Origin of the sequence: Pseudomonas sp. MPDS (assembly GCF_013283895.1) — a bacterium.
Lineage (GTDB): Bacteria > Pseudomonadota > Gammaproteobacteria > Pseudomonadales > Pseudomonadaceae > Aquipseudomonas > Aquipseudomonas rhizophila.
The window spans coordinates 4,376,001-4,396,177 of the sequence record NZ_CP054128.1; the positions used below are offsets into that span (position 1 = coordinate 4,376,001).

Consider the following 20,177-nt stretch of genomic DNA (forward strand, 5'->3'; position numbering starts at 1 on the left):
CGGTTCGGCATCGGGACTGCCGCCCGAAACCTTCATCCCTGAGAACGGATACCGTCGGCAAATAATTAGTCAGCAGCCTCTTGATCCAGACCCGCCGGAAAGCAGAACACCGCGGCAACGGGTCGCAGTTCTCACGCTGGACTTCTCAGCATCAATAATTCTTCTTCTCAATTGACAATCATTATCATTCAGCCTAATTTGTCGCTCGATATGCAGGACGAGTCGGACAGATCCCTCGTCCTGCTAACTTTTTGCAACAAGGTGAATTCCATGACGGAACAAGTATCCACAAGCAGGTGCGACTCACCGTTACTTCAGGCATTCGTGGATAACCGGATGATCCTGGTCAAGATCGCAGCACGAATCACCGGTTGCCGGTCCCGGGCAGAAGACGTGGTGCAGGATGCGTTTTTCCGGCTGCAATCGGCGCCCCAGATCACCTCGTCCTTCAAGGCTCAGCTCAGTTACCTGTTTCAGATCGTGCGCAACCTGGCGATCGACCATTACCGCAAGCAGGCGCTGGAACAGAAATACTCGGGGCCGGAAGAGGAAGGGTTGAATGTGGTGATCCAGGGGGCTTCGCCAGAAACGTCACACATCAATTTCTCGACGCTGGAGCACATCGCCGACGCGCTCACCGAACTGCCCAGCCGCACCCGCTATGCCTTCGAGATGTACCGCCTGCACGGCGTGCCACAGAAGGATATCGCCAAGGAGCTGGGGGTCTCACCGACCCTGGTGAACTTCATGATCCGCGACGCCCTGGTGCATTGCCGCAAGGTGTCGGGAGTGCGTGGGGATACCTTTGCCCGGCGGTGATTTTGCACTGATTTTTCGGGCCTTATCGCGAGCAGGCTCGCTCCCACAATGGATCTGCGCACTCACAAAGTCTGTGCTGTGCGCAATCCCTGTGGGAGCGAGCCTGCTCGCGATGGAGCCCTAGGGGCTTACAACCTCACCTCAACCCACACCGATCAAAAAACCGCTCACGCCCCAGAATCATCAGCGCCGCGCGCTTGTGGGGGAAATCGAATTCCTTTTCACAGTGGAAACACTGGTTGTGCAGATGACCGATCATCCGGGCGTTGTCGGCTCGAGGTTCGGCCACCACCCGCTCGGTGCGCGGGTCGTCGAGAAACAGGTAATGCACCAGCGCCGACAGCCAGCTCGCCACCTTGTGCGGGCCGCGGTGTTGCTCCTCGCCCACCAACATGTGAATGCCGCGATCATAATTGTGCACGTCATAGAACGGCGCGATCCGATCCTCCTTGGCCCAATAGGCTTCGAAGTAGGCGAAAGGCTGGTCGTCGAAACAACCGATCAAGGTCAGCACCCGGGGATCGCGCTGCAGTGTGCTCAGATACTCGCGATGTTGTTCCAGGCTGCCCTCCTCCTGCCAGAAACTCGCCACCCGAGGACTGTTCTGCCAGCGGTTGAAGCGCGTCAGGTCCTGTTCGATTTCCAGGGTGCGCAAGGACACCCAGGCTCCCAGGCGCGCATCGAAGCGCCGATACACCTCGCCTCGCGGCTTCATGGGCCGGCGCGGATGACGCTTGCCATCGGTGATAATCATCTGTTGCGGATAGCTGCCGTTGAACGACTCCCCCAGCCAGGGTTGCGGCAGTTGCCAGAACATCGTGCGCTCACAGATGTATTCGTCGGCACACTCGCCGGGCGTCAGCAGTCCGCTGAGCAAGGCTTCACCGGGGCGCTCGGGCAGATGCCAAGTCAGGCGCCGGCATTCAGGATCGCGGGCGAACAGCCAATAGCAGGCCGCCCAAAGCGCCGGGCCTACGGGCCGATCGTTGATTTCCTGCAAATGCACATGCAGCTCGGTTCCACGCTCCAGGCGCAGCCGGATCAGCGGCGCGCCCTCAAGCATCAGGCTCAGGTGGCGTTCGGTTTCATCGGCGCCGAGACGGCGACCGCCGGGTAAAGGCAGCGTCGTCGGGTGCTTGAGATTGGACATGGGCGGGGCTCACGTAGTCGTCGGTAGTCAACGTGTGACGTGAGCCAGGCAGGGAAATTTAGTGCCCCGTTCAATGATCGTGCGCTGGCACCAGCTGTATCTGGTAGGGCTTGAAAATCGCCAGCATCTGCCCGTCGTCCCGCAGCTTTTGCAGCAGTCGCTCGAACGCTTCGCCAGAGATCGGCGCCTGGGGGCGGATCAGCGCGTAATGGTGGTAAATCTGATCGATACGTTCGGATATCAGCAATTGAGGGTCGACGTCAGGATTGCGCAGCACGTAGTCGATGAGGTACGAACGGGTGACCAGCGCAATGTCCGCACGCCCGCGCAAGACCATCAGCAGGTTGCTGTCATGGGAATACGTCAGCGTGGCGTTGTATTGGCCGGTCAGGAACTTGGGGTCGGCGTTGAATTCGGCAAAGGCGTAGTGGTAGCCGCTGAAGAGCGCCAGGCGCTTGCCCCTCAGATCAGAGAAATAGTCTTGCTGACGATCCGGTTGACGCTGGGCAACGAAGATTTCCGCATCTTCCAGGCCCATGTCTACCGCAGTATGAGGCACATCCTTCCAGCCCCAGTCCGGGTTCTCGAAAATGGCCATGTCGACCCGGCCCTGCTTGAAATCATTGAAACGGCGCGGAATCGACGTCGGAACCAGCACGAATTGATAGTCGCTTTGGGCCTTGTTCAAGGCTTCTACCAACTGCGGCAGCAAACCGGTATCCGCGCCAGTTTCGGGGCGTATCGTGTAGGGCGGAAAATGCGCTGCGCCAATCCGGACCAGTTGCGCCGCCGTGGCCGGCAACGCGAACACTGCAATAAACGCAGCCAGCAAGACGCGCGAGGCTATCCCCTTCGTTGAAAACGTCAAGACAGCTCACTCCCCAGAAAATTAATCATCAGTGAATCCAACCAGGCATCTCAATGCATCACGCAGGGCACGCAGGGCGACCACTCAGCGGCATTGCTGCCTCTTTTTATTTTTCTTCAAGCACCAGAATCAAGGCCTGCTCGGCCAACTCATCAAGACTCATGCTGCCCTCGGCGCGAAACCAGGTGGTGGTCCAGGACAGGGCGCCGGTCAGGAAACGACGGGTGATGAACACGTCGCCCCGAATATACCCCGCGTCCTTGGCCTGCCCAAGAACCTCAAGCCACAGGGCCTCATAAATATCACGCAAAGCCAGCACCTGTCTTTGACCTTGCTCAGACAACGAACGCCATTCGTAGACCAGGACCGCCATCGCCTCGCCGCTGCCGCCCATGATCGATTGCAACTCGCAGCGAATCAGCGCCAGGACCCGCTCGCGCACACTATCGGCCTCGGCCAGCGCCGCGCGCATCAACGCCGTGTTGTAGCGAATGGTCTCTTCCATCACCGCCCGCAGGATCTCGTCCTTGCTTTTGAAGTGATGAAAGATGCTGCCCGACTGGATGCCCACCGCGCTCGCCAGGTCGCGCACCGTGGTGCGCTCGAACCCTTTGTTGCGAAACAGGTGGGCGGCGGTCTGGAGCAGTTTGCCGCGAGCGCTGTCAGGATCGGTCAGTTGCCCGTTATCGACCAGCTCACGCATCACGTTCAGGGCTTTTTGCTCATCCACCCATTCTCTCCTACAGTCGATCGATCAACGTCGGGCCACGCTTGCGGAACCGACGAGGTGGCGCGGGCAATTTAAGCTGGCCGGGGCACCCAAGCAAGCGCTTGGATCGAAGAACCGGCGGTCGTTTACAAACCAAGCGCTTGCTTGGTAGTCTCGAGCGACGTCGGCCGGAGGGAGCACCATGCCAAAAACGATACGTATCGGTTGTGCCAGCGCCTTCTGGGGCGACACCTGTACCGCTGCGGCGCAACTGGTCGAAGGCGCCGAACTGGACTACCTGGTGTTCGATTACCTGGCCGAGGTCACGATGTCGATCATGGCCGGGGCGCGCATGAAAGACCCTCGGGGCGGCTATGCCACGGACTTCATCGAAGTGCTCACACCGCTGCTTGCTCGTTTGCATGAACGCAAGATCCGCGTCATCAGCAATGCCGGCGGGGTCAACCCCCAGGCCTGCGCCGCCGCTCTGCAAGCGGCCTGCGACAAGGCCGGCGTGCCCTTGAAGATCGCGGTGCTGCTGGGAGACGACCTGCAACCACGATTCGAACAGCTCGCCAGCCAGGGCATTGTCGAGATGTTCAGCGGCGCGCCCCTGCCGGCGGTGTGCGTGTCCACCAACGCTTACCTGGGTGCCCCCGGCATTGTCGAGGCCTTGCGTCTGGGAGCCGACATCGTGATCACTGGCCGAGTGGTGGACAGCGCCGTGGTCAGCGCGGCCCTGGTGCATGAGTTTGGCTGGGCCTGGCACGACTACGACAAACTGGCCCAGGCCGCATTGGCCGGACACCTCATTGAGTGCGGGGCTCAATGCACGGGCGGTAATTTCACCGACTGGCGGGAAGTACCGGATTACGAGCACATCGGTTTTCCCATCGTTGAAGTCAGCGCCGACGGCCAATTCATCGTCACCAAGGCCGAAGGCACCGGCGGGCTGGTCACGCCGCTGACGGTCGGGGAACAACTGCTCTATGAAATCGGCGATCCCCAAGGCTACCTCTTGCCGGACGTGATCTGCGACTTCAGCCAGGTCAGGTTGATCCAGCAAGGCAAACACGCGGTGCGCGTCCAAGGCGCCAAGGGCTTGCCGCCCACCGATCAATACAAGGTCTGCGCCACCTGGGCCGACGGTTTTCGCTGCACCGCCCTGTGCCTGATCGCCGGCATCGATGCGGTGGCCAAGGCCGAACGGGTCAGCCAGGCGATCATCGCCAGGACTTCGCAGCTGTTCAGTTCGCGCGGCTGGGCGCCCTACAGCGAGGTGAACATCGAGCTTCTGGGCAGCGAAGCCACTTACGGCCAGCACGGCAGGCGCCAGGACAGCCGTGAAGTGGTGATCAAACTGGCGGTGCGCCACCCCGACAAACAGCCGCTGGTGCTGTTTTCCAGGGAAATCGCCCAGGCCGCCACCGGCATGGTGCCGGGGCTGACCGGCCTGATGGGCGGTCGCCCGACGGTGTATCCGTTGATTCGCCTGTTCTCGTTCCTGATCGACAAATCCGCTTGCCGGCTCGACATTGAACTCGACGGGCAGAGTCATCCTTGCCTGCTGCCCGCCGTTGAAGCGCTGCAAACCCGCGACTTGCCGGTCGCTCCCGACCCGCCCAAACCCCAGGGCCGGGCTGATGCCAGCGTGCCGTTGGTCAAACTGGCGGTGGCGCGCTCCGGCGACAAGGGCAACCACAGCAACATCGGTGTGCTCGCCCGCGCCCCCGAATACTTGCCGTGGATCGCCGAGGCGCTGACGCCCCAAGTGTTGGTTGACTGGATGAGCCACGTGCTCGACCCACTGCTGGGGCGCGTCGAGCGCTGGTATCTGCCGGGCACCCACAGCCTGAACTTCGTGCTGGAAAATGCCCTTGGCGGCGGTGGTGTCGCCAGCCTGCGCATCGACCCGCAGGGCAAGGCGTTCGCTCAGCAGTTGCTGGAGATCCAGATACCGGTGCCACAGAGCATCGCCGATCAGGTCAATTAAAGGACGATCGCCATGGCGTTCGGTTCGAGCACAAGGAACACCCATGCCAGTCATCGAATCGCACCTTGACCCACACAGCGCCGACTTCGCCCGCAACCACGCGGCCATGTTGGCTGGCGTCGCACACCTGCGTCAGATCGAACAGGCGGTGCTGGAGAAAGCCGCCCAGGCCCAGGCCAGGTTCGAGCAACGCGGCCAACTGCTGCCACGCGAGCGTCTGAACCTGCTGCTGGACCCCGGCGCGCCGTTCCTGGAACTGGCGAGCCTGGCCGGCTACAAACTCCATGACGACAAGGACGGCAGCCAGGCCGGTGGTGGTTTGATCGCGGGGATCGGCTACGTCTCCGGCGTTCAGGTCTTGGTGGTGGCGAACAACAGCGCGATCAAGGGCGGGACCATCTCCCCCAGCGGCTTGAACAAGACCCTGCGTCTGCAACAGATCGCCATGGAGAACAAACTGCCGGTCATCACCCTGGCCGAAAGCGGCGGCGCCAACCTCAATTATGCCGCGCAGATTTTTGTCGAAGGAGCACGCAGCTTCGCCAATCAGGCGCGGATGTCCGCCATGGGCTTGCCGCAGATTACTGTGGTGCATGGTTCGGCCACGGCGGGCGGGGCCTACCAGCCGGGGCTCTCGGATTACGTAGTAGTGGTGCGCGACAAAGCACGGCTGTTTCTGGCCGGCCCTCCGTTGCTCAAGGCCGCCACTGGCGAAGTCGCCACGGAAGAAGAACTGGGCGGTGCGCAAATGCATGCGCAGGTGGCCGGCACCGCTGAATACCTGGCCGAGAATGACGCCGATGGCATACGCCTGGCCCGGGAGATCGTCAGCCTGTTGCCCTGGAACGAGCAACGGCCGACACCGCCTGAACGCACCTGGAAAGAGCCACTCTACCCGGCCGATGAGTTGCTGGGGTTGATCCCCGACGACCCGAAAAAGCCCTATGACGTGCGGGAAATCGTCGCCCGCATCGCCGATGGTTCGGACTTCCTGGAATTCAAAAGCGAGTTCGATCAACAGACGATTTGTGGCCACCTGCGCATTCGTGGTCATGCCTGTGGCCTGATCGGCAACAACGGCCCGATCACGCCCAAGGGCGCGAGCAAGGCCGCGCAGTTCATCCAGCTGTGCGACCAGAGCCGCATACCGCTGCTGTTCCTGCACAACACCACCGGCTTCATGGTCGGCACCGAGTCGGAACAACAAGGGGTGATCAAGCATGGGGCGAAGATGATCCAGGCCGTGGCCAACGCCCGAGTGCCGAAGCTGACGGTTGTGGTGGGCGGCTCCTACGGCGCCGGCAACTACGCCATGTGCGGCCGAGGGCTGGACCCACGCTTCATCTTCGCCTGGCCCAACAGCCACACGGCGGTGATGGGTGGAGCCCAGGCCGGCAAGGTTTTGCGCATCGTCACGCAGGCGACGCAGATCAAGAATGGCCTCACCCCCGACCCGAAGATGCTGGACCTGCTCGAACACACCACCGCGCAGACACTCGACAGCCAGTCCACTGCGCTATACGGCAGCGCCAACCTGTGGGATGACGGGCTCATCGACCCGCGCGACACCCGCACGTTGCTAGGCTACCTGCTGGACATCTGCCACGCGGCTGAGCTTCGCCCGCTGCAACCCAACAGTTTCGGTGTGGCCCGTTTCTGAACGTGTGAAGGACTTTTGATCGCTGCTCACAGGAGAACAATAAAATGATCTTCACCCAGGAACACGCAGCTCTGCGGCGCACCGTTCGCCAGTTTGTCGACCAGCAGATAAACCCCTATGTCGACGAATGGGAGAAGGCTGGACGGTTTCCCATCCACGAGGTTTTCCGCAAGGCCGGTGAACTGGGGTTGCTGGGTATATCCAAGCCGGAGCAGTTCGGCGGCATGGGCCTGGACTACAGCTATTCGATCGTCGCCGCCGAGGAGTTCGGCACCATTCATTGTGGCGGCGTGCCGATGTCCATCGGCGTGCAGACCGACATGTGCACCCCGGCCCTGGCGCGTTTCGGCTCCGATGAGCTGCGTGAAGCATTCTTGCGCCCGGCCATCAGCGGTGAGCAGGTCGGTTGCATCGGCGTCTCGGAAGTCGGCGCCGGCTCTGATGTCGCCGGGCTCAAGACCACGGCCCGCAAGGATGGCGATGACTACGTCATCAACGGCAGCAAGATGTGGATCACCAATTCACCGAGTGCCGATTTCATGTGCCTGCTGGCCAACACTTCGGACGACAAGCCCCACATCAACAAATCACTGATCATGGTGCCGATGAACAGCCCGGGTATCAGCCTCGGCGGGCACCTGGACAAACTCGGCATGCGCAGTTCGGAAACCGCCCAGGTGTTCTTTGACGACGTACGGGTGCCGCAACGCAATCGCGTTGGCCAGGAGGGCGCCGGGTTCATGATGCAGATGTTGCAGTTCCAGGAGGAACGCCTGTTCGGCGCGGCGAACATGCTCAAGGGGCTGGAGCACTGCATCGACAGCACCATCGAGTACTGCAAGGAGCGCAAGACCTTCGGCACCGCCCTGATCGACAACCAGGTGATCCACTTTCGCCTGGCGGAACTGGCCAGCGAGATCGAATGCCTGCGGGCGCTGGTCTACCAGGCCACCGAGCAGTACATCAACGGCCAGGATGTGACGCGGCTGGCGTCCATGGCCAAGCTCAAGGCCGGGCGCCTGGCCCGGGAAGTCACCGACAGTTGCCTGCAATACTGGGGCGGCATGGGTTTCATGTGGGACAACCCGGTGGCGCGGGCGTATCGCGACGTGCGACTGGTGTCCATCGGCGCCGGTGCGGACGAGATCATGCTGGGCATCATCTGCAAACTCATGGGCATTTTACCGGGCAAGAAAAAATGACTGTGTTCACTCTCCATTGTGGGAGCGAGCCTGCTCGCGATGAGGCCCTGACTGCCACCGAAAAACCCAGGAATGACCACCATGCCCGCCTTCAGCAAGATCCTCATCGCCAACCGCGGTGAAATCGCCTGCCGGATCCAGCGTACCGCCCAGGCCCTGGGCTATCGCACCGTGGCGGTGTTCAGCGAGGCCGACGCCGACGCGCTGCACGTGCGCATGGCCGATGAAGCGGTACTCATCGGTGCAGCACCGGTGCCGCAGTCCTACCTCAATCAGCCGGCCATTCTCGATGCGGCCCGGCGTACTGGCGCCGACGCCATCCACCCTGGCTACGGTTTTCTCTCGGAAAACGCCGGATTCGCCAAGGCCTGCGCAGAGGCCGGTATCGTGTTCATTGGCCCCAGCCCCGACGCCATCGACCTGATGGGCAGCAAACGTCGCTCGAAAATCGCCATGATCGCCGCCGGCGTACCGTGCATCGCCGGTTACGAAGGCACCGATCAGGACGACGACACCTTGTGCCGTGAAGCCGAACGCATCGGCTATCCGTTGATGATCAAGGCCAGCGCCGGCGGTGGTGGCCGAGGCATGCGCCTGGTTTGGCGGGCTGAAGACCTTTTGGAACAGTTACGCACCGCGCGCTCCGAGGCGTTGCATGGTTTTGGCAACGATGAGTTGATCCTCGAACAGGCTCTGATCAATCCACGGCATGTGGAAATCCAGATTTTCGGGGACCATCACGGCAATCTGCTCCATTTGGGCGAAAGGGACTGCTCGATCCAGCGACGCCACCAGAAAATCATTGAAGAAGCGCCCTGCCCGGTCATGACCGCCGATCTGCGCCAGGCCATGGGTGACGCCGCGCTCAAGGCTGGCCGCGCGGTCAATTATGTGGGTGCCGGGACCGTGGAGTTTTTGCTCGCCCCGGACGGCGGTTTTTACTTTCTGGAGATGAACACGCGCTTGCAGGTCGAACATCCGGTCACCGAGCTGATCACCGGACTGGACCTGGTGGCCTGGCAACTGGATGTGGCCGCCGGCCTGCCACTGCCCCTGCGCCAGGACCAGGTCCAGTTCAGTGGTCACGCCATGGAGGTGCGGTTGTATGCCGAAGACCCGGCTGCGAACTTTCTGCCGCAAACCGGCCATTTACTCAGTTGGGAACCCCCTATCCGCGACGGTGTACGAATCGACCATGGTTTGCTTGAAGGCCAGACCATCAGCCCGTTCTACGACCCGATGCTGGGCAAAGTCATCGCCCACGGCGCTACCCGTGAAGAGGCCCGACGCAAATTGCTGCGAGCCGTGGAGGACTGCGTGCTCCTGGGTGTACAGGCCAATCAACGCTTGCTGGCGGGGTTGCTGGCTCATCCACAATTCATTGATGGAGATTTCGGCACCGATTTCATCCACCAACACTTCGCCGATCATCCTGCCTTGCAGGCCCCCGCCCCCTCGGCTGAGCAGCTCGCCATCGCCGCAGCCTTGTTCTATCAGGCCATGCATGCACGTCATGCGCCCGGCCTGGGAGGATGGAGCAACAATAGCGGCGCGGTGCGGCGCTATCGCATTGGCCTGGGCGAGCGCGACTGGCCCCTGACCCTGACCGCCGCAACCGGCGGCACGCTGCATATCCGGATAGCCGAGCGTGTGATCGAGTTGAAGTTGCTCGAAGCTGATCAGTGCGGCGCGACGCTGATGATCGACGGCATTCGCCAACGCCAGGCCTGGCACCTCGATGGTAATGACCTGTGGCTGTTCACTCGCCCAGGCGGCCTGCATTTACAGGATCGGACCCAGGCCCCCGTCGCCGCCAGGGCCAGCGTCAGCGATGGCTCCCTCAACGCGCCAATGGACGGCGCTATCGTCGAAGTACTGGTCAGCGAAGGGACGGCAGTACGCCAGGGACAGCTACTGATGGTGCTCGAAGCGATGAAAATGGAGCACCCACTCAAGGCAGGTATTGATGGAGTGGTCAGGACCTTACACGTCAAGCCAGGCGATCAGGTGAAAAACCGCCAGTTATTATTGCAGGTTGAAACAGCGCACTAGGCGGATGCGCAGGGTTTGACTACGCTCAAACCCATCAGCACGCCGATACCGGGAACCTTGCGATGCCTCACTGGCTGGTGATTGATTTGGAGGCCACCACCGATGAAGGTGGCTGGCCGGTAACCGAAATGGAAATTATCGAAATCGGCGCCACGCTGGTGAATCGGGATGGCCGCGAGCTGGACCACTTCCAGCGGTTCGTAAAGCCGTTGAGGCGCCCGTTGCTCACACCTTTCTGTCGCGAGCTGACCCACATCACCCAGGCCAATATCGACAGCGCCGCGCCTTTGACCGAGGTCTGGCCGGCGTTCGAACGCTGGCTGGCGCAGTACCACGCGAACCTGGAGAGCTGGGTCAGTTGGGGCGATTACGACCGCAAGCAATTGCTTCAGGAATGGCAGCATCAGCGGTTGCACAGCTTTCTCGGCCAAGTGCCGCACATGAACCTCAAGCAGCGCTTCGCCAAAGCCCGCCGGCTGGAGCGCCCCCTGGGGCTCAACGGGGCGCTGCAACTGGCCGGCCTGCAATTCTGCGGTCAACAACACCGGGCCCTGGAAGATGCGCGCAATACGGCGCGGTTATTACCCTTGGTACTCCCAGGCTGAACGCGAGCCAAGACTGCGGCGCGGCAGATGACGAACGTTGAAGCCTTGTGCATACTGGCCGGCCTTTTCCAGCCCCTTTTTTCGAGGAATCGCCCATGTTTAAAGTCAACGAGTACTTCGAAGGCACCGTCAAGTCGATCGCTTTCGGCACTGCCGAAGGCCCTGCGACCATCGGCGTCATGGCTGCGGGCGAATACGAATTCGGCACGGCCCAGCGGGAAATCATGCATGTCGTCTCCGGCGCCCTGACCGTGAAACTGCCCGACAGCACCGACTGGGAAACCTTCGAGGCCGGCAGCCAGTTCAATGTACCGGCCAATAGCAAGTTCCAGCTCAAGGTCGCCGTCGACACCGCCTACCTGTGTGAATACCGCGGCTAAGCCTGTAGCGAGGGGCGGTGCGACGCTTCGCTAAATCCCCTCGCCACAAAAGCCCCGGCTTGGTATCGGGTAATGAAAAATGCCCGTGTCCAGTGGACACGGGCATTGTTTTTTCAAAAGCGGTGTTTATTCGAGCACTTCAACCGGCATACCCACTTCAAGCCAACCATTGCTGTCATTGACCAGGTTCTGGCCGAACATCGCACCGTCCGGTGTCGAACGATACTGCTGCAGCGTGGCGAAGGGTTCGCGGTCAGGGTCGCGTTCGCCGGTTTGCGGGTCGACCGTGGTCATGATGCAGCGTGAGCAGGGCTTGACCAGCCGGAACTCCACATCGCCGATACGAATGCGCTTCCAGCCATCCTCGGCAAATGCCTCACTGCCCTCGATAACCAGGTTGGGACGAAAGCGCAGCATCTCCAAAGGGCGGCCGACCCGATCGGACACGTCCTGCAAAGAGGCCTGGCCGATCAGCAGCAAGGGGAAACCGTCCGCGAACGCCACCTTGTCGTCATCCTTGCCGTAACCGGCGGCGGTGGTGCGCGCCAGTTCCACCGGAACGTGAACCAGCCGGGTGGGCTTGCCGATGAACTCGCTGACCCAGGCCGCCGCCTCGTCACCGGCATCCGGTACGCGCAAGGTGTCGCGCCAGATGATCACACCGCGCCGTTGCTCTTCGTCAGCCGATGGCAGGGGCACATCCAGAGTGGCAAAACCTGGCGCACTGAGCGTCAGACCGCCGGCCTCATTCCACAATGCCGAGAGCTGGCTCATCTGGGTCACCGCCCGCTGGGTCAGGAAGCGCCCGGTGCCCTCGTCCACCAGCATCCAGCGCCGGTCACCGTCCAGGCCCAGCTTGTCCAGGCCTATGCCTTGCAGGAGCTGGCCCTTGCCGGACTTCAACGGATAACGATACAGCGCGCTCAGCCGCAACATGGTCGACTTCCCCGGTGACGAAAAAACGCCACCTTATACGAGCCGGCCATTGAAGCAAACCATGATCAGCCTCAGTCGAGCATCAGTCGCTGGCGTACCACATCAACCAGCTTGTCCGGCTGGAACTTGGAGAGGAAGTTGTCGCAGCCGACCTTCTTGACCATCGAATCGTTGAAGCTGCCGGACAGCGAGGTGTGCAGCACCACGTAGAGCCCGCGCAAACGTGGGTCGTTGCGGATCTCGGTAGTCAGGCGATAGCCGTCCATTTCCGGCATTTCCGCGTCGGTGAAAATCATCAGTAATTTGTCGGTCATCACTTCGCCAGTATCGGCCCAGGCCTTGAGCATGTTCAGGGCTTTCAAACCGTCGCTGGCAACGTGCATCTTCACACCCAACTGACCCAGCGTATCGCGCAGTTGAGAGAGCGCGACATTGGAGTCGTCCACCAGCAGCACTTCGCGTCCACGGGCGCGCTCCAGTACCGGATCTTCGAGCTTGTCCCGGGAAACCTTGGCGTTATAAGGCACGATTTCGGCCAGGACCTTTTCCACGTCGATGATTTCCACCAACTGATCGTCAACCTTGCTGATCGCCGTCAGGTAGTGCTCACGCCCAGCGCTGGTCGGGGGCGGCAAGATGGCTTCCCAGTTCATATTGACGATGCGGTCCACGCCGCCCACCAGGAACGCCTGAACCGAACGGTTGTATTCAGTGACGATAATGGTGCTGTTAGCTCCCGGCACCAGCGGACGCATACCGATGGCCTGGGACAGGTCGATCACCGGCAATGTCTGGCCCCTCAGATTGACTACACCGCACACAAACGGATGGCGCTGCGGCATCAACGTCAGCTTCGGCAACTGCAGTACTTCCTGGACCTTGAACACGTTAATGGCGAACAACTGCCGCCCTGCCAGGCGAAACATGAGAATTTCCAGGCGATTCTCACCCACCAGTTGGGTTCGTTGATCTACTGTGTCGAGAATGCCGGCCATCTATGACTCCTAGGCTTGTTCGGATGAATCCATGAAGGAGATATCGGCCGTGCAGACGGGATCTTGACCCCTGTATAAAATCTCGCGCAGGGCATTGATGTCACATTAGCATCATGCTTTACTTGCTTCACGGATTTCATCCCCCAGCTCTGCCGCTGCGCGACCTCAGTTTGCGCACAAAGTTCCCCCGCCTAGGGGTTTCCCCTAGGGACAATCAGGTCCAACCTGATATTCCCGCTATCCAATAGCCATTAATGTGACGCCATTCTCATTGCTGAACGGAGTCAGGCTTTTGTGCGCGACCGCAGGACACCGGACTTCCAGCCATTTGGCCGATCCCGCCAGTGCAATCGTTTGCGCGCATGCCTTTGTCTACGGGCGAAAGAGTGCCTGCGGGTCTTCGTTAGTTGCCGGCCGAGAAGTCCAGCCGTTCGCCACACGCGATTTTCTTGCGTCTGACATGATGTTGTGGAGATAAGCATGCCGAACGATCGTAAAAACTGGAATCAGCGCCTTCCCGAATTTCTGATCGAGGCCGAAACGCTTTTGGCCAAGTCAGAGGAATGCCTGACCCATCTGCAGCTGATCAACGACGACAGGGACGCCATTGATTGCATGCTCAGCACCTTGCTGAAGCTGGCAAACAAGGCCGACGCCCTGGCGCTGGAAGCCATTTCAGAATTTTCGCTGCATATCCATGGCTTGCTCAGCAACGCGCAGAGTCACGTTGAATTGCATGAGCAGGCGCTGGGCGCGCTGAAGGATTGCTTCACCCTGATGGCCTGGCAACTGGAACTGGTCGATCACACCACCGGCCAGCTCAGCCTGGACAGCAGCGAACAGACCTCGTTGATCGAAGCCTTTGCCTTCCAGGTAGGCCAGAGTCCTGGCCAGACATTGCCTGCTTCGCGCCCCCTGGGTTTGGTGCCCTACTCACAAAAGCAGGCCTGAGGCCGATGAGTGCGGTTCGACCCGATGCGGCTGACACTTGGCACTTTCACGCCACCATGCTGAACGCGACCAACGAAATATGAAGTGGTACTATCTCCCGCGTCAGAGGCTTCAAGATAGTGGCATTAAGCCGCCAACTAAGGCCATCTTCGACCTGAAACGTTTATCCGTCCCGGCCTGTCAGATACGCTGACCGGCCTGCCCGCAGCGAACATTCATTGGCTCCATCCGTCATGTACGCCAGCCTCAAGTCAATCATCACCTGGCCACCCTCCCGAGAAAATGCCCGCCGTTTCACGTTGTTGTTGTGCGTCTGCTCGACCCTTGGCAGCCTGCTGGCCTATCTGTTCGCCTCGACCGTCCCGTTGAGTTTGCTGGCGCTCAATAGCGCAGCCATGACCTGTGTCTGGATCCAGCATCGCCTGTCACACAAATCCATCAAGTTCCAGCCCCAGGAATTGGCCGATCGGTTGCTTGAGGTCCAGGAAAACGAGCGTCACAGGCTCAGCCGTGAATTGCACGACGATATCGGCCAGTTGCTGACCGCGGCCAAACTGCAAAGCGAATGGCTCAAGCGCCGTATTCCGGAAGAACTGCACGGCCAGTGCACGATCCTCTGCGAGACGCTGGACGAAACGCTCAACAAGGTTCGCGACGTATCAGCCATTCTCAACCCAAGACAACTGACCAGCCTGGGACTTGAAGCCAGCCTGCGCGCGCACCTGCTCAAGACGCTGGCTAATACGCCGCTGAAATGGAGCCTGGACTGCCAGCAACGCATGACCGGCATCCCTGAGGAAATGACGGTCGCCGCGTTTCGAATCACCCAGGAAGCCGTGACCAATATTTTGCGCCATGCCCAGGCGAAAAACCTGCTGGTGCGCCTGCAACGCTTGCCCGAAGGCCTGACCCTGTTGATCAGTGACGATGGCAAGGGATTCGTCCCGGCCTCCCACCCCGCTCATGAAGGACAACGCGGCATGGCCGGCATGTCGGAGCGGGTTGAACAACTGGGCGGCACCTTGAAGGTCATCAGCGAGGCCGGCAAAGGCACCCATATTGAGGCAAGCTTTCCCTGGACACCTCGCGCCCTGGAACGGGCCAGCAAGAATAAGGTTCTCCATTGATTTGTAATTTGCTTCTGATAGATGACCACTCGCTGATCAGGGCCGGTGTGCGCGCCCTGGTTATGGATCTGCCCGGATATGCCGTGATCGGCGAAGCCAGTGACGGGACGCAATTGCTGGAACTGGTTGAACGGCTGGTTCCAGATATCGTCTTGCTGGATATCTCCATGAAAGACACCTGCGGCCTGGACGCGCTGCAACAGCTCAAGCGCGTGCGTCCCCAGAGCAAAGTGCTGATTCTGTCGATGCACACCGATCCGGCGTTAATCATGCAGGCGCTGGAATCCGGAGCCCATGGCTATCTGCTCAAGGACACCACCGCCACCGAGCTGGAACACGCGCTGGAAGCGCTGCGCAACAACGAACGCTACCTGAGCCCTGCCATTGCCCACACCGTGATCAACCAGGCACTGACCCGTACCCAGAAACCGCAACCCGATCCTGGCCAAGCTCATAATCTGACCGCCCGCCAGTTGGAGATCCTGCGGCTGATCGTGCGTGGCAAGTCCACCCGGGAAATCGCCAACGGCCTGAGCTTGAGCATCAAGACCATAGAAACCCACCGGGCGCAAATCATGAAACGCCTGCAGATCCATGATGTGGCCGGACTGGTGCTGTTCGCCGTGCGCGAGCAGATCATCAGCCTGGACGATTAAGCGCCACCGAGGTACTCAGCAAAGGCGAATCGGCGGGCAGGTGAACACGCAGCGCTTTGGCCTGCACAGTGAAACGCAAACTGTCGACCTGCAACGGTTCGCCATCAAGATTGATATCCAGGCCTTGAGCGACCTTGATTTCCACCCATGGCAGGCGTGCGCGCACGAACATGTTGTCGATCCCCAGGCCACCGGCCAGCAAATCCTTCAGGGTGCTGACCACTTCCTGAGGCGCCGGCAGGACACTGATGTCCAGCAATCCATCATCGACCAGCGCCTCAGGGCACAGTACATGCCCCCCTCCGGCCTGCCGGCCATTGCCGATGCCCAGCGCCAGCAAATCGCCCTGCCAGTGGAAATCCGGGCCCTGCAGCTCACCGTAGGCCGCACTCAGTTCACTGAAACGTGATAAACCGGTGAACAAATAGGCGGCGCCACCCAAGACCTTTTTCAAGTCCTCGGAGGTGTTCGCCGTCACTTGGCTGCCAAAACCGCCCGTGGCCATATTCAGGAAGATCTGACCGCCCACTTCGCCCAAATCGATGGCCTGGGGCGTCACATCCAGCAGATCCAGGGCCTGCTCCGGCTCCAGCGGGATACCGGCGGCACGGGCAAAGTCATTGGCCGTACCCAGCGGCAGCAATACCAGGCTGACCTCACTCGATTTACGCACGATCGCCTCGGCGATATCACGCAAGGTCCCGTCCCCACCGCCGGCGATCAGCGTCGTGTAACCGGCATCCAGCGCCTCATCGACACAGCGTCGGGCATCGCCGGCCTCCCACGTCACTCGGACCGCAAGGTCCCAGCCCTGCTTGCGCTTGAGCATCACTGCGGCGCGAACCTCATCGTTGAGCGCTTGCTTGCCATGCAAAATCAACAGCGCCTTGCCTTTGCTCATTGTTATCTCCGTCATGGGAAGGTTCAGAGAATGGGACCACTCACACGGCCGAAAAAGCCCGGACCGATTCAAATTAAATAAAAGACTGCGCCGCGCGCCCATGGGGAAAACCGGCGGACAGCCCCCGCCGCCCACTTCTCGACTCGAAGAATTTTCTTACAAGAACTGGCGAATCAGCTCAATTGACCCGTCAACGGTATTGAGACACTTTGGTGCTCTGTTGTGCTGGATCGTTTAAATGCTCATTACACAAGGATGTCTTAACCCATGGATGGATACATCACGGCCCGCAGGGGCCGGAACAGTGGTTCGAACAGTTATGGCCAAGGGGATGAAACGCCCCATGCATAGCCATAAATACAAGCTGTCGCCCCGGCAGCTCGCATCATTTGGAAGCGAACAGGCCAACGTTCAAAACGAATGCAAAAGTTGCAGTAATCCCGCAGGAGGAATTGATTTGGAACCGCGCGTCGTTGAACTGGAAACTCACCTTAAATACATCCGTAAAGACATGGATGAAATCCGAACCGATGTGAAGGTCATCCGCCACAGGCTCGCCTATTCAGCAGGCGCAGCAGCGGTGGTCTTTGGCCTGCTGGGCTGGATTGCGAACAGTCGATTCGATCAACTGGTCATGCTGCTCTCGCGATAAAGCCGATGGGCATGAAAAGCCCGAGCACTCGACTCGGGCCGGATACCCCAGTGCCGCAGCGCTAGCCCAGGACCTCGCTCAAGGGAATAAAACCCACTTCGTCGCCTTCGACCAGGGTTCGCCCCTCAAGCACCTCAACCAGTCCTTCAGCCCAGGCCGCGCTGCGCAGCACACCGGAGCTTTGATTGCGGTAGATGATCGCCCGACCGTTCTCGAGGCGACCTCGCAAGTATTCTCGTCGACCGCCTGCCTTCGGCCAGTCGAAGCCAGCCGGTACCTTGAACTTGAGCGGCGTTACCGCCTGAACACCCTGGCGGCGTAACAAGTAAGGCCGGGCTAACAATGCGAACGTCACCAAGGTCGAGGCAGGGTTTCCGGGCAGGCCGATCACAGGCACACCACGAAAATGCCCGAACGTCAGCGGTTTCCCAGGCTTGATGGCAAGCTTCCAGAGCGCGAGTTCACCCTCTTCGCGCAAGGCGGTCCCCAGGAAGTCAGCCTCCCCCACCGATACGCCGCCAGTGGACAGGATCAGATCGACATCCGACAACTGCCCCAGACGCTGGCGGGTGGCGGGCAAGTCGTCGGGCAGAATACCTGCGTCGACCACCTCACAACCCAGCTGCTGCAACCAGCCACAGAGCAGTACGCGATTGCTGTTATAGATCTGGCCAGGGCCCAGCGCCTGACCTGGCTCTACCAGTTCGTCACCGGTGGAGAGCACTGCAACACGCACCTTGCGCACCACCTCCAGCGACGCGCAGCCAAGAGACGCCGCCAGCCCCAGCTCAATCGGCCCCAGGCGAGTACCGCAGGAAAGAACCGTTTCTCCGACCGTTGCCTCCTGCCCCTGCGGGCGGATGTTTTGCCCGCTCACCATCGGCTCGGTAAAGCGTATGCGCAGGTCATCTTCAACCACGGCGTTTTCCTGCATCTCGACGCAGTCAGCGCCGGCAGGGACAGGCGCTCCGGTGAAGATCCGTGCACAGGTTCCTGCAGCCAGCGGCTCCGGGGCCTGGCCGGCGAAAATTCGCTGACTGACCACCAGCGGCTCACCTGTGCAGTCAGCCAGCCGCAACGCGTAGCCGTCCATGGCGCTGTTGGGCCATGGCGGCAAATCAAGGGTCGATACCAGATCTTCTGCAAGCACCCGGCCTTGCGCCGCGGCTAAAGGCAAACGTTCACGCTGGACAATCGGCGTAGCCGCCGCCATCTCAAGCAAACGCTCCAACGCCACCTCCACGGCCATCAAGGCACCGGCCTTGCCCGGTTTACCCACGGGATTCACAAGGCGCTGCCTGTTTCAGATGGGCCACGAAGTTACACGGACGATGCCGCGCATCCAGTTGCTCGGCCAGTATCCCGTCCCAGCCAGTACGCACCGCGTTGGTTGAGCCAGGCAGGCAACAAACCAGCGTGCCATTGGCCAGACCTGCCAGCGCCCGAGACTGGACGGTGGAAGTGCCGATGTCCGCCACCGATATTTGGCGAAACAGTTCACCGAAGCCGTCGACCTGTTTGTCCAGCAGGCACGCGACGGCTTCCGGAGTGCTGTCGCGCCCCGTGAAACCGGTGCCGCCAGTAATCAGCACCACTTGCACCACGTCCTCGGCGATCCAGTTCGCGACTTGCGCGCGGATCTTGTACAAATCATCTTTGAGCAGAACCCGCGCCGCCAGGTTGTGACCGGCCGCCGTGAGCCGATCGACAAAGACCTGCCCCGACGTATCGGTTTCAAGGGTGCGGGTATCACTGACTGTCAGCACCGCGATATTGAGCGGCACGAAAGGTACATCAGCCTTGGCTTTCATAGGCTCGTCCAGTTGTAGAGGAAACAGCCCGGTGTTATATCACAGCGCTTCATTTTTTCGCCCGTGCGGAGACACACCATGACCTCGAATACTTCCCCGCCATCATGCTCCATCCTGCTGCTGGCGGGGGGGCGCGGACAACGCATGGGCGGGCAGGACAAGGGCCTGTTGCAGTGGCAGGGCGAACCGTTGATCGCCCATCTGCATCGACAGACGCGCGCACTGAGCGACGACCTGATTATCTCCTGCAACCGCAATCCGGAACGCTATGCGCTGTATGCCGATCAATTGGTGCATGACGATGAAGGGGGCTTCCCCGGTCCGTTGGCAGGCATCCGGGCGGGCCTCAAGGTGGCACGATACCCTTCTCTGCTGGTGCTGCCGTGTGATGTACCGCAGATCGACTCCAGCCTGCTCGACAGCATGCTCAGCGAGGCGAGCCAGCATCCCGACAAGCCGCTGATGGTACGTCATGGTGAACATTGGGAACCGTTGCTGTGCGTCATTCCTGTGGCGCTGGCCCCGGCTTTCGAACAGGCCTGGAGCGAAGGCGAACGCAGCCCGGGCCGCATCATGCGGGCGTTGCATGCGACTGCACTGCAATGCCCTGCCAACGATATTCGCTTGGCAAATCTGAACACGCCTGAACTGCTCAGCGGCCACAAAGGTGTGTCAGATTGACACTAGCCAGGAACTTGCGCGCGCTGTAT

At 60.6% G+C, this 20,177-nt stretch carries 20 protein-coding genes; 12 read left to right on the forward strand and 8 right to left on the reverse strand.

Going from position 1 to position 20,177, the window contains the following annotated elements; genetic code table 11:
* The first annotated feature begins 270 nt into the window (after window positions 1-270).
* Entirely contained in the window at window positions 271-819 is a 549-nt protein-coding gene (locus tag HQ912_RS19155) for an RNA polymerase factor sigma-70 (protein ID WP_025212663.1), read from the forward strand.
* Between the two features lie 136 nt (window positions 820-955).
* Here the strand turns inward: HQ912_RS19155 and HQ912_RS19160 are convergent, their stop codons facing one another.
* From HQ912_RS19160 to HQ912_RS19170, 3 genes are all read right to left on the reverse strand, one after another.
* The gene (locus HQ912_RS19160) at window positions 956-1,969 is read right to left on the reverse strand and encodes a GNAT family N-acetyltransferase (protein ID WP_139050752.1); all 1,014 of its coding nucleotides are present in this window, start codon (window positions 1,967-1,969) and stop codon (window positions 956-958) included.
* Window positions 1,970-2,039: 70 nt separating this feature from the next.
* Complete coding sequence (locus tag HQ912_RS19165; protein WP_260990044.1) at window positions 2,040-2,837, reverse strand: substrate-binding periplasmic protein; 798 nt, start codon at window positions 2,835-2,837, stop codon at window positions 2,040-2,042.
* Between the two features lie 106 nt (window positions 2,838-2,943).
* Window positions 2,944-3,567 (reverse strand): TetR/AcrR family transcriptional regulator, encoded by a 624-nt coding sequence (locus HQ912_RS19170; protein WP_139050753.1) that lies wholly within the window; start codon window positions 3,565-3,567, stop codon window positions 2,944-2,946.
* Window positions 3,568-3,748: 181 nt separating this feature from the next.
* On the opposite strand from HQ912_RS19170, the gene HQ912_RS19175 reads away from it, so the two are divergent.
* The 6 genes from HQ912_RS19175 (at window position 3,749) to HQ912_RS19200 (ending at window position 11,438) form a co-directional block, all read left to right on the forward strand.
* On the forward strand, window positions 3,749-5,539 hold the full coding sequence (locus tag HQ912_RS19175; protein WP_173407165.1) for an acyclic terpene utilization AtuA family protein: 1,791 nt from the start codon (window positions 3,749-3,751) through the stop codon (window positions 5,537-5,539).
* Between the two features lie 43 nt (window positions 5,540-5,582).
* A complete protein-coding gene (gene atuC / locus HQ912_RS19180) occupies window positions 5,583-7,199 on the forward strand; it encodes a geranyl-CoA carboxylase subunit beta (RefSeq protein ID WP_076385681.1) in 1,617 nt (538 codons plus the stop codon).
* Window positions 7,200-7,243: 44 nt separating this feature from the next.
* Window positions 7,244-8,401 carry a citronellyl-CoA dehydrogenase gene (atuD, locus tag HQ912_RS19185; protein WP_107322182.1) on the forward strand — a complete coding sequence of 386 codons (1,158 nt, stop codon included), beginning with the start codon at window positions 7,244-7,246 and terminating at the stop codon, window positions 8,399-8,401.
* Between the two features lie 81 nt (window positions 8,402-8,482).
* Window positions 8,483-10,453: an acetyl/propionyl/methylcrotonyl-CoA carboxylase subunit alpha gene (locus HQ912_RS19190; RefSeq protein ID WP_107322181.1), complete on the forward strand. Its 1,971-nt coding sequence runs from the start codon at window positions 8,483-8,485 to the stop codon at window positions 10,451-10,453.
* A 62-nt stretch (window positions 10,454-10,515) separates the two neighbouring features.
* Entirely contained in the window at window positions 10,516-11,058 is a 543-nt protein-coding gene (locus HQ912_RS19195) for an exonuclease domain-containing protein (protein WP_047226403.1), read from the forward strand.
* Window positions 11,059-11,153: 95 nt separating this feature from the next.
* On the forward strand, window positions 11,154-11,438 hold the full coding sequence (locus tag HQ912_RS19200) for a pyrimidine/purine nucleoside phosphorylase (protein WP_173407166.1): 285 nt from the start codon (window positions 11,154-11,156) through the stop codon (window positions 11,436-11,438).
* Window positions 11,439-11,564: 126 nt separating this feature from the next.
* Here HQ912_RS19200 and HQ912_RS19205 read toward each other — a convergent pair whose 3' ends face one another.
* Window positions 11,565-12,374: an MOSC domain-containing protein gene (locus HQ912_RS19205; RefSeq protein WP_173407167.1), complete on the reverse strand. Its 810-nt coding sequence runs from the start codon at window positions 12,372-12,374 to the stop codon at window positions 11,565-11,567.
* 71 nt (window positions 12,375-12,445) lie between these two features.
* Window positions 12,446-13,369, reverse strand: coding sequence for a chemotaxis protein CheV (locus HQ912_RS19210; protein ID WP_076385689.1), 924 nt, complete (start codon window positions 13,367-13,369; stop codon window positions 12,446-12,448).
* Window positions 13,370-13,849: 480 nt separating this feature from the next.
* Between HQ912_RS19210 and HQ912_RS19215 the strand changes: the two genes are divergently transcribed.
* The 3 genes from HQ912_RS19215 (at window position 13,850) to HQ912_RS19225 (ending at window position 16,103) form a co-directional block, all read left to right on the forward strand.
* Complete coding sequence (locus HQ912_RS19215) at window positions 13,850-14,320, forward strand: hypothetical protein (protein ID WP_047226399.1); 471 nt, start codon at window positions 13,850-13,852, stop codon at window positions 14,318-14,320.
* A gap of 233 nt (window positions 14,321-14,553) precedes the next feature.
* Window positions 14,554-15,447 carry a sensor histidine kinase gene (locus tag HQ912_RS19220; protein ID WP_107322180.1) on the forward strand — a complete coding sequence of 298 codons (894 nt, stop codon included), beginning with the start codon at window positions 14,554-14,556 and terminating at the stop codon, window positions 15,445-15,447.
* Entirely contained in the window at window positions 15,444-16,103 is a 660-nt protein-coding gene (locus HQ912_RS19225) for a response regulator (RefSeq protein WP_047226397.1), read from the forward strand. Before HQ912_RS19220 ends, HQ912_RS19225 begins: the two co-directional genes overlap by 4 nt.
* On the opposite strand, the gene yegS is transcribed toward HQ912_RS19225, so the two are convergent.
* On the reverse strand, window positions 16,087-17,004 hold the full coding sequence (gene yegS / locus HQ912_RS19230) for a lipid kinase YegS (protein WP_047226396.1): 918 nt from the start codon (window positions 17,002-17,004) through the stop codon (window positions 16,087-16,089). The two genes, HQ912_RS19225 and yegS, sit on opposite strands and share 17 nt — an antisense overlap.
* 343 nt (window positions 17,005-17,347) lie before the next feature.
* Here yegS and HQ912_RS27885 point away from each other — a divergent pair, with 343 nt between their 5' ends.
* Window positions 17,348-17,656: a hypothetical protein gene (locus tag HQ912_RS27885; RefSeq protein WP_225248412.1), complete on the forward strand. Its 309-nt coding sequence runs from the start codon at window positions 17,348-17,350 to the stop codon at window positions 17,654-17,656.
* A gap of 61 nt (window positions 17,657-17,717) precedes the next feature.
* Here the strand turns inward: HQ912_RS27885 and glp are convergent, their stop codons facing one another.
* Window positions 17,718-18,905, reverse strand: a complete 1,188-nt coding sequence (glp, locus tag HQ912_RS19240) for a gephyrin-like molybdotransferase Glp (protein ID WP_173407556.1) — start codon at window positions 18,903-18,905, stop codon at window positions 17,718-17,720.
* Between the two features lie 22 nt (window positions 18,906-18,927).
* Window positions 18,928-19,467 carry a molybdenum cofactor biosynthesis protein B gene (gene moaB / locus HQ912_RS19245; RefSeq protein WP_047226393.1) on the reverse strand — a complete coding sequence of 180 codons (540 nt, stop codon included), beginning with the start codon at window positions 19,465-19,467 and terminating at the stop codon, window positions 18,928-18,930.
* Between the two features lie 78 nt (window positions 19,468-19,545).
* Between moaB and mobA the strand changes: the two genes are divergently transcribed.
* Complete coding sequence (gene mobA / locus HQ912_RS19250; RefSeq protein WP_047226392.1) at window positions 19,546-20,148, forward strand: molybdenum cofactor guanylyltransferase MobA; 603 nt, start codon at window positions 19,546-19,548, stop codon at window positions 20,146-20,148.
* Window positions 20,149-20,177 lie beyond the last annotated feature (29 nt).

What these genes read in the sequence shown, in the direction of transcription:
- HQ912_RS19205 (WP_173407167.1), bottom strand. Translation starts at nt 12,374, where the DNA reads ATGTTGCGGCTGAGCGCGCTGTATCGTTATCCGTTGAAGTCCGGCAAG.
- HQ912_RS19195 (WP_047226403.1), top strand. Translation starts at nt 10,516, where the DNA reads ATGCCTCACTGGCTGGTGATTGATTTGGAGGCCACCACCGATGAAGGT.
- atuD (WP_107322182.1), top strand. Translation starts at nt 7,244, where the DNA reads ATGATCTTCACCCAGGAACACGCAGCTCTGCGGCGCACCGTTCGCCAG.
- HQ912_RS27885 (WP_225248412.1), top strand. Translation starts at nt 17,348, where the DNA reads ATGCATAGCCATAAATACAAGCTGTCGCCCCGGCAGCTCGCATCATTT.
- atuC (WP_076385681.1), top strand. Translation starts at nt 5,583, where the DNA reads ATGCCAGTCATCGAATCGCACCTTGACCCACACAGCGCCGACTTCGCC.
- HQ912_RS19160 (WP_139050752.1), bottom strand. Translation starts at nt 1,969, where the DNA reads ATGTCCAATCTCAAGCACCCGACGACGCTGCCTTTACCCGGCGGTCGC.
- HQ912_RS19220 (WP_107322180.1), top strand. Translation starts at nt 14,554, where the DNA reads ATGTACGCCAGCCTCAAGTCAATCATCACCTGGCCACCCTCCCGAGAA.
- HQ912_RS19215 (WP_047226399.1), top strand. Translation starts at nt 13,850, where the DNA reads ATGCCGAACGATCGTAAAAACTGGAATCAGCGCCTTCCCGAATTTCTG.
- glp (WP_173407556.1), bottom strand. Translation starts at nt 18,905, where the DNA reads ATGGCCGTGGAGGTGGCGTTGGAGCGTTTGCTTGAGATGGCGGCGGCT.
- HQ912_RS19200 (WP_173407166.1), top strand. Translation starts at nt 11,154, where the DNA reads ATGTTTAAAGTCAACGAGTACTTCGAAGGCACCGTCAAGTCGATCGCT.
- HQ912_RS19190 (WP_107322181.1), top strand. Translation starts at nt 8,483, where the DNA reads ATGCCCGCCTTCAGCAAGATCCTCATCGCCAACCGCGGTGAAATCGCC.
- moaB (WP_047226393.1), bottom strand. Translation starts at nt 19,467, where the DNA reads ATGAAAGCCAAGGCTGATGTACCTTTCGTGCCGCTCAATATCGCGGTG.
- HQ912_RS19155 (WP_025212663.1), top strand. Translation starts at nt 271, where the DNA reads ATGACGGAACAAGTATCCACAAGCAGGTGCGACTCACCGTTACTTCAG.
- HQ912_RS19175 (WP_173407165.1), top strand. Translation starts at nt 3,749, where the DNA reads ATGCCAAAAACGATACGTATCGGTTGTGCCAGCGCCTTCTGGGGCGAC.
- mobA (WP_047226392.1), top strand. Translation starts at nt 19,546, where the DNA reads ATGACCTCGAATACTTCCCCGCCATCATGCTCCATCCTGCTGCTGGCG.
- yegS (WP_047226396.1), bottom strand. Translation starts at nt 17,004, where the DNA reads ATGAGCAAAGGCAAGGCGCTGTTGATTTTGCATGGCAAGCAAGCGCTC.
- HQ912_RS19210 (WP_076385689.1), bottom strand. Translation starts at nt 13,369, where the DNA reads ATGGCCGGCATTCTCGACACAGTAGATCAACGAACCCAACTGGTGGGT.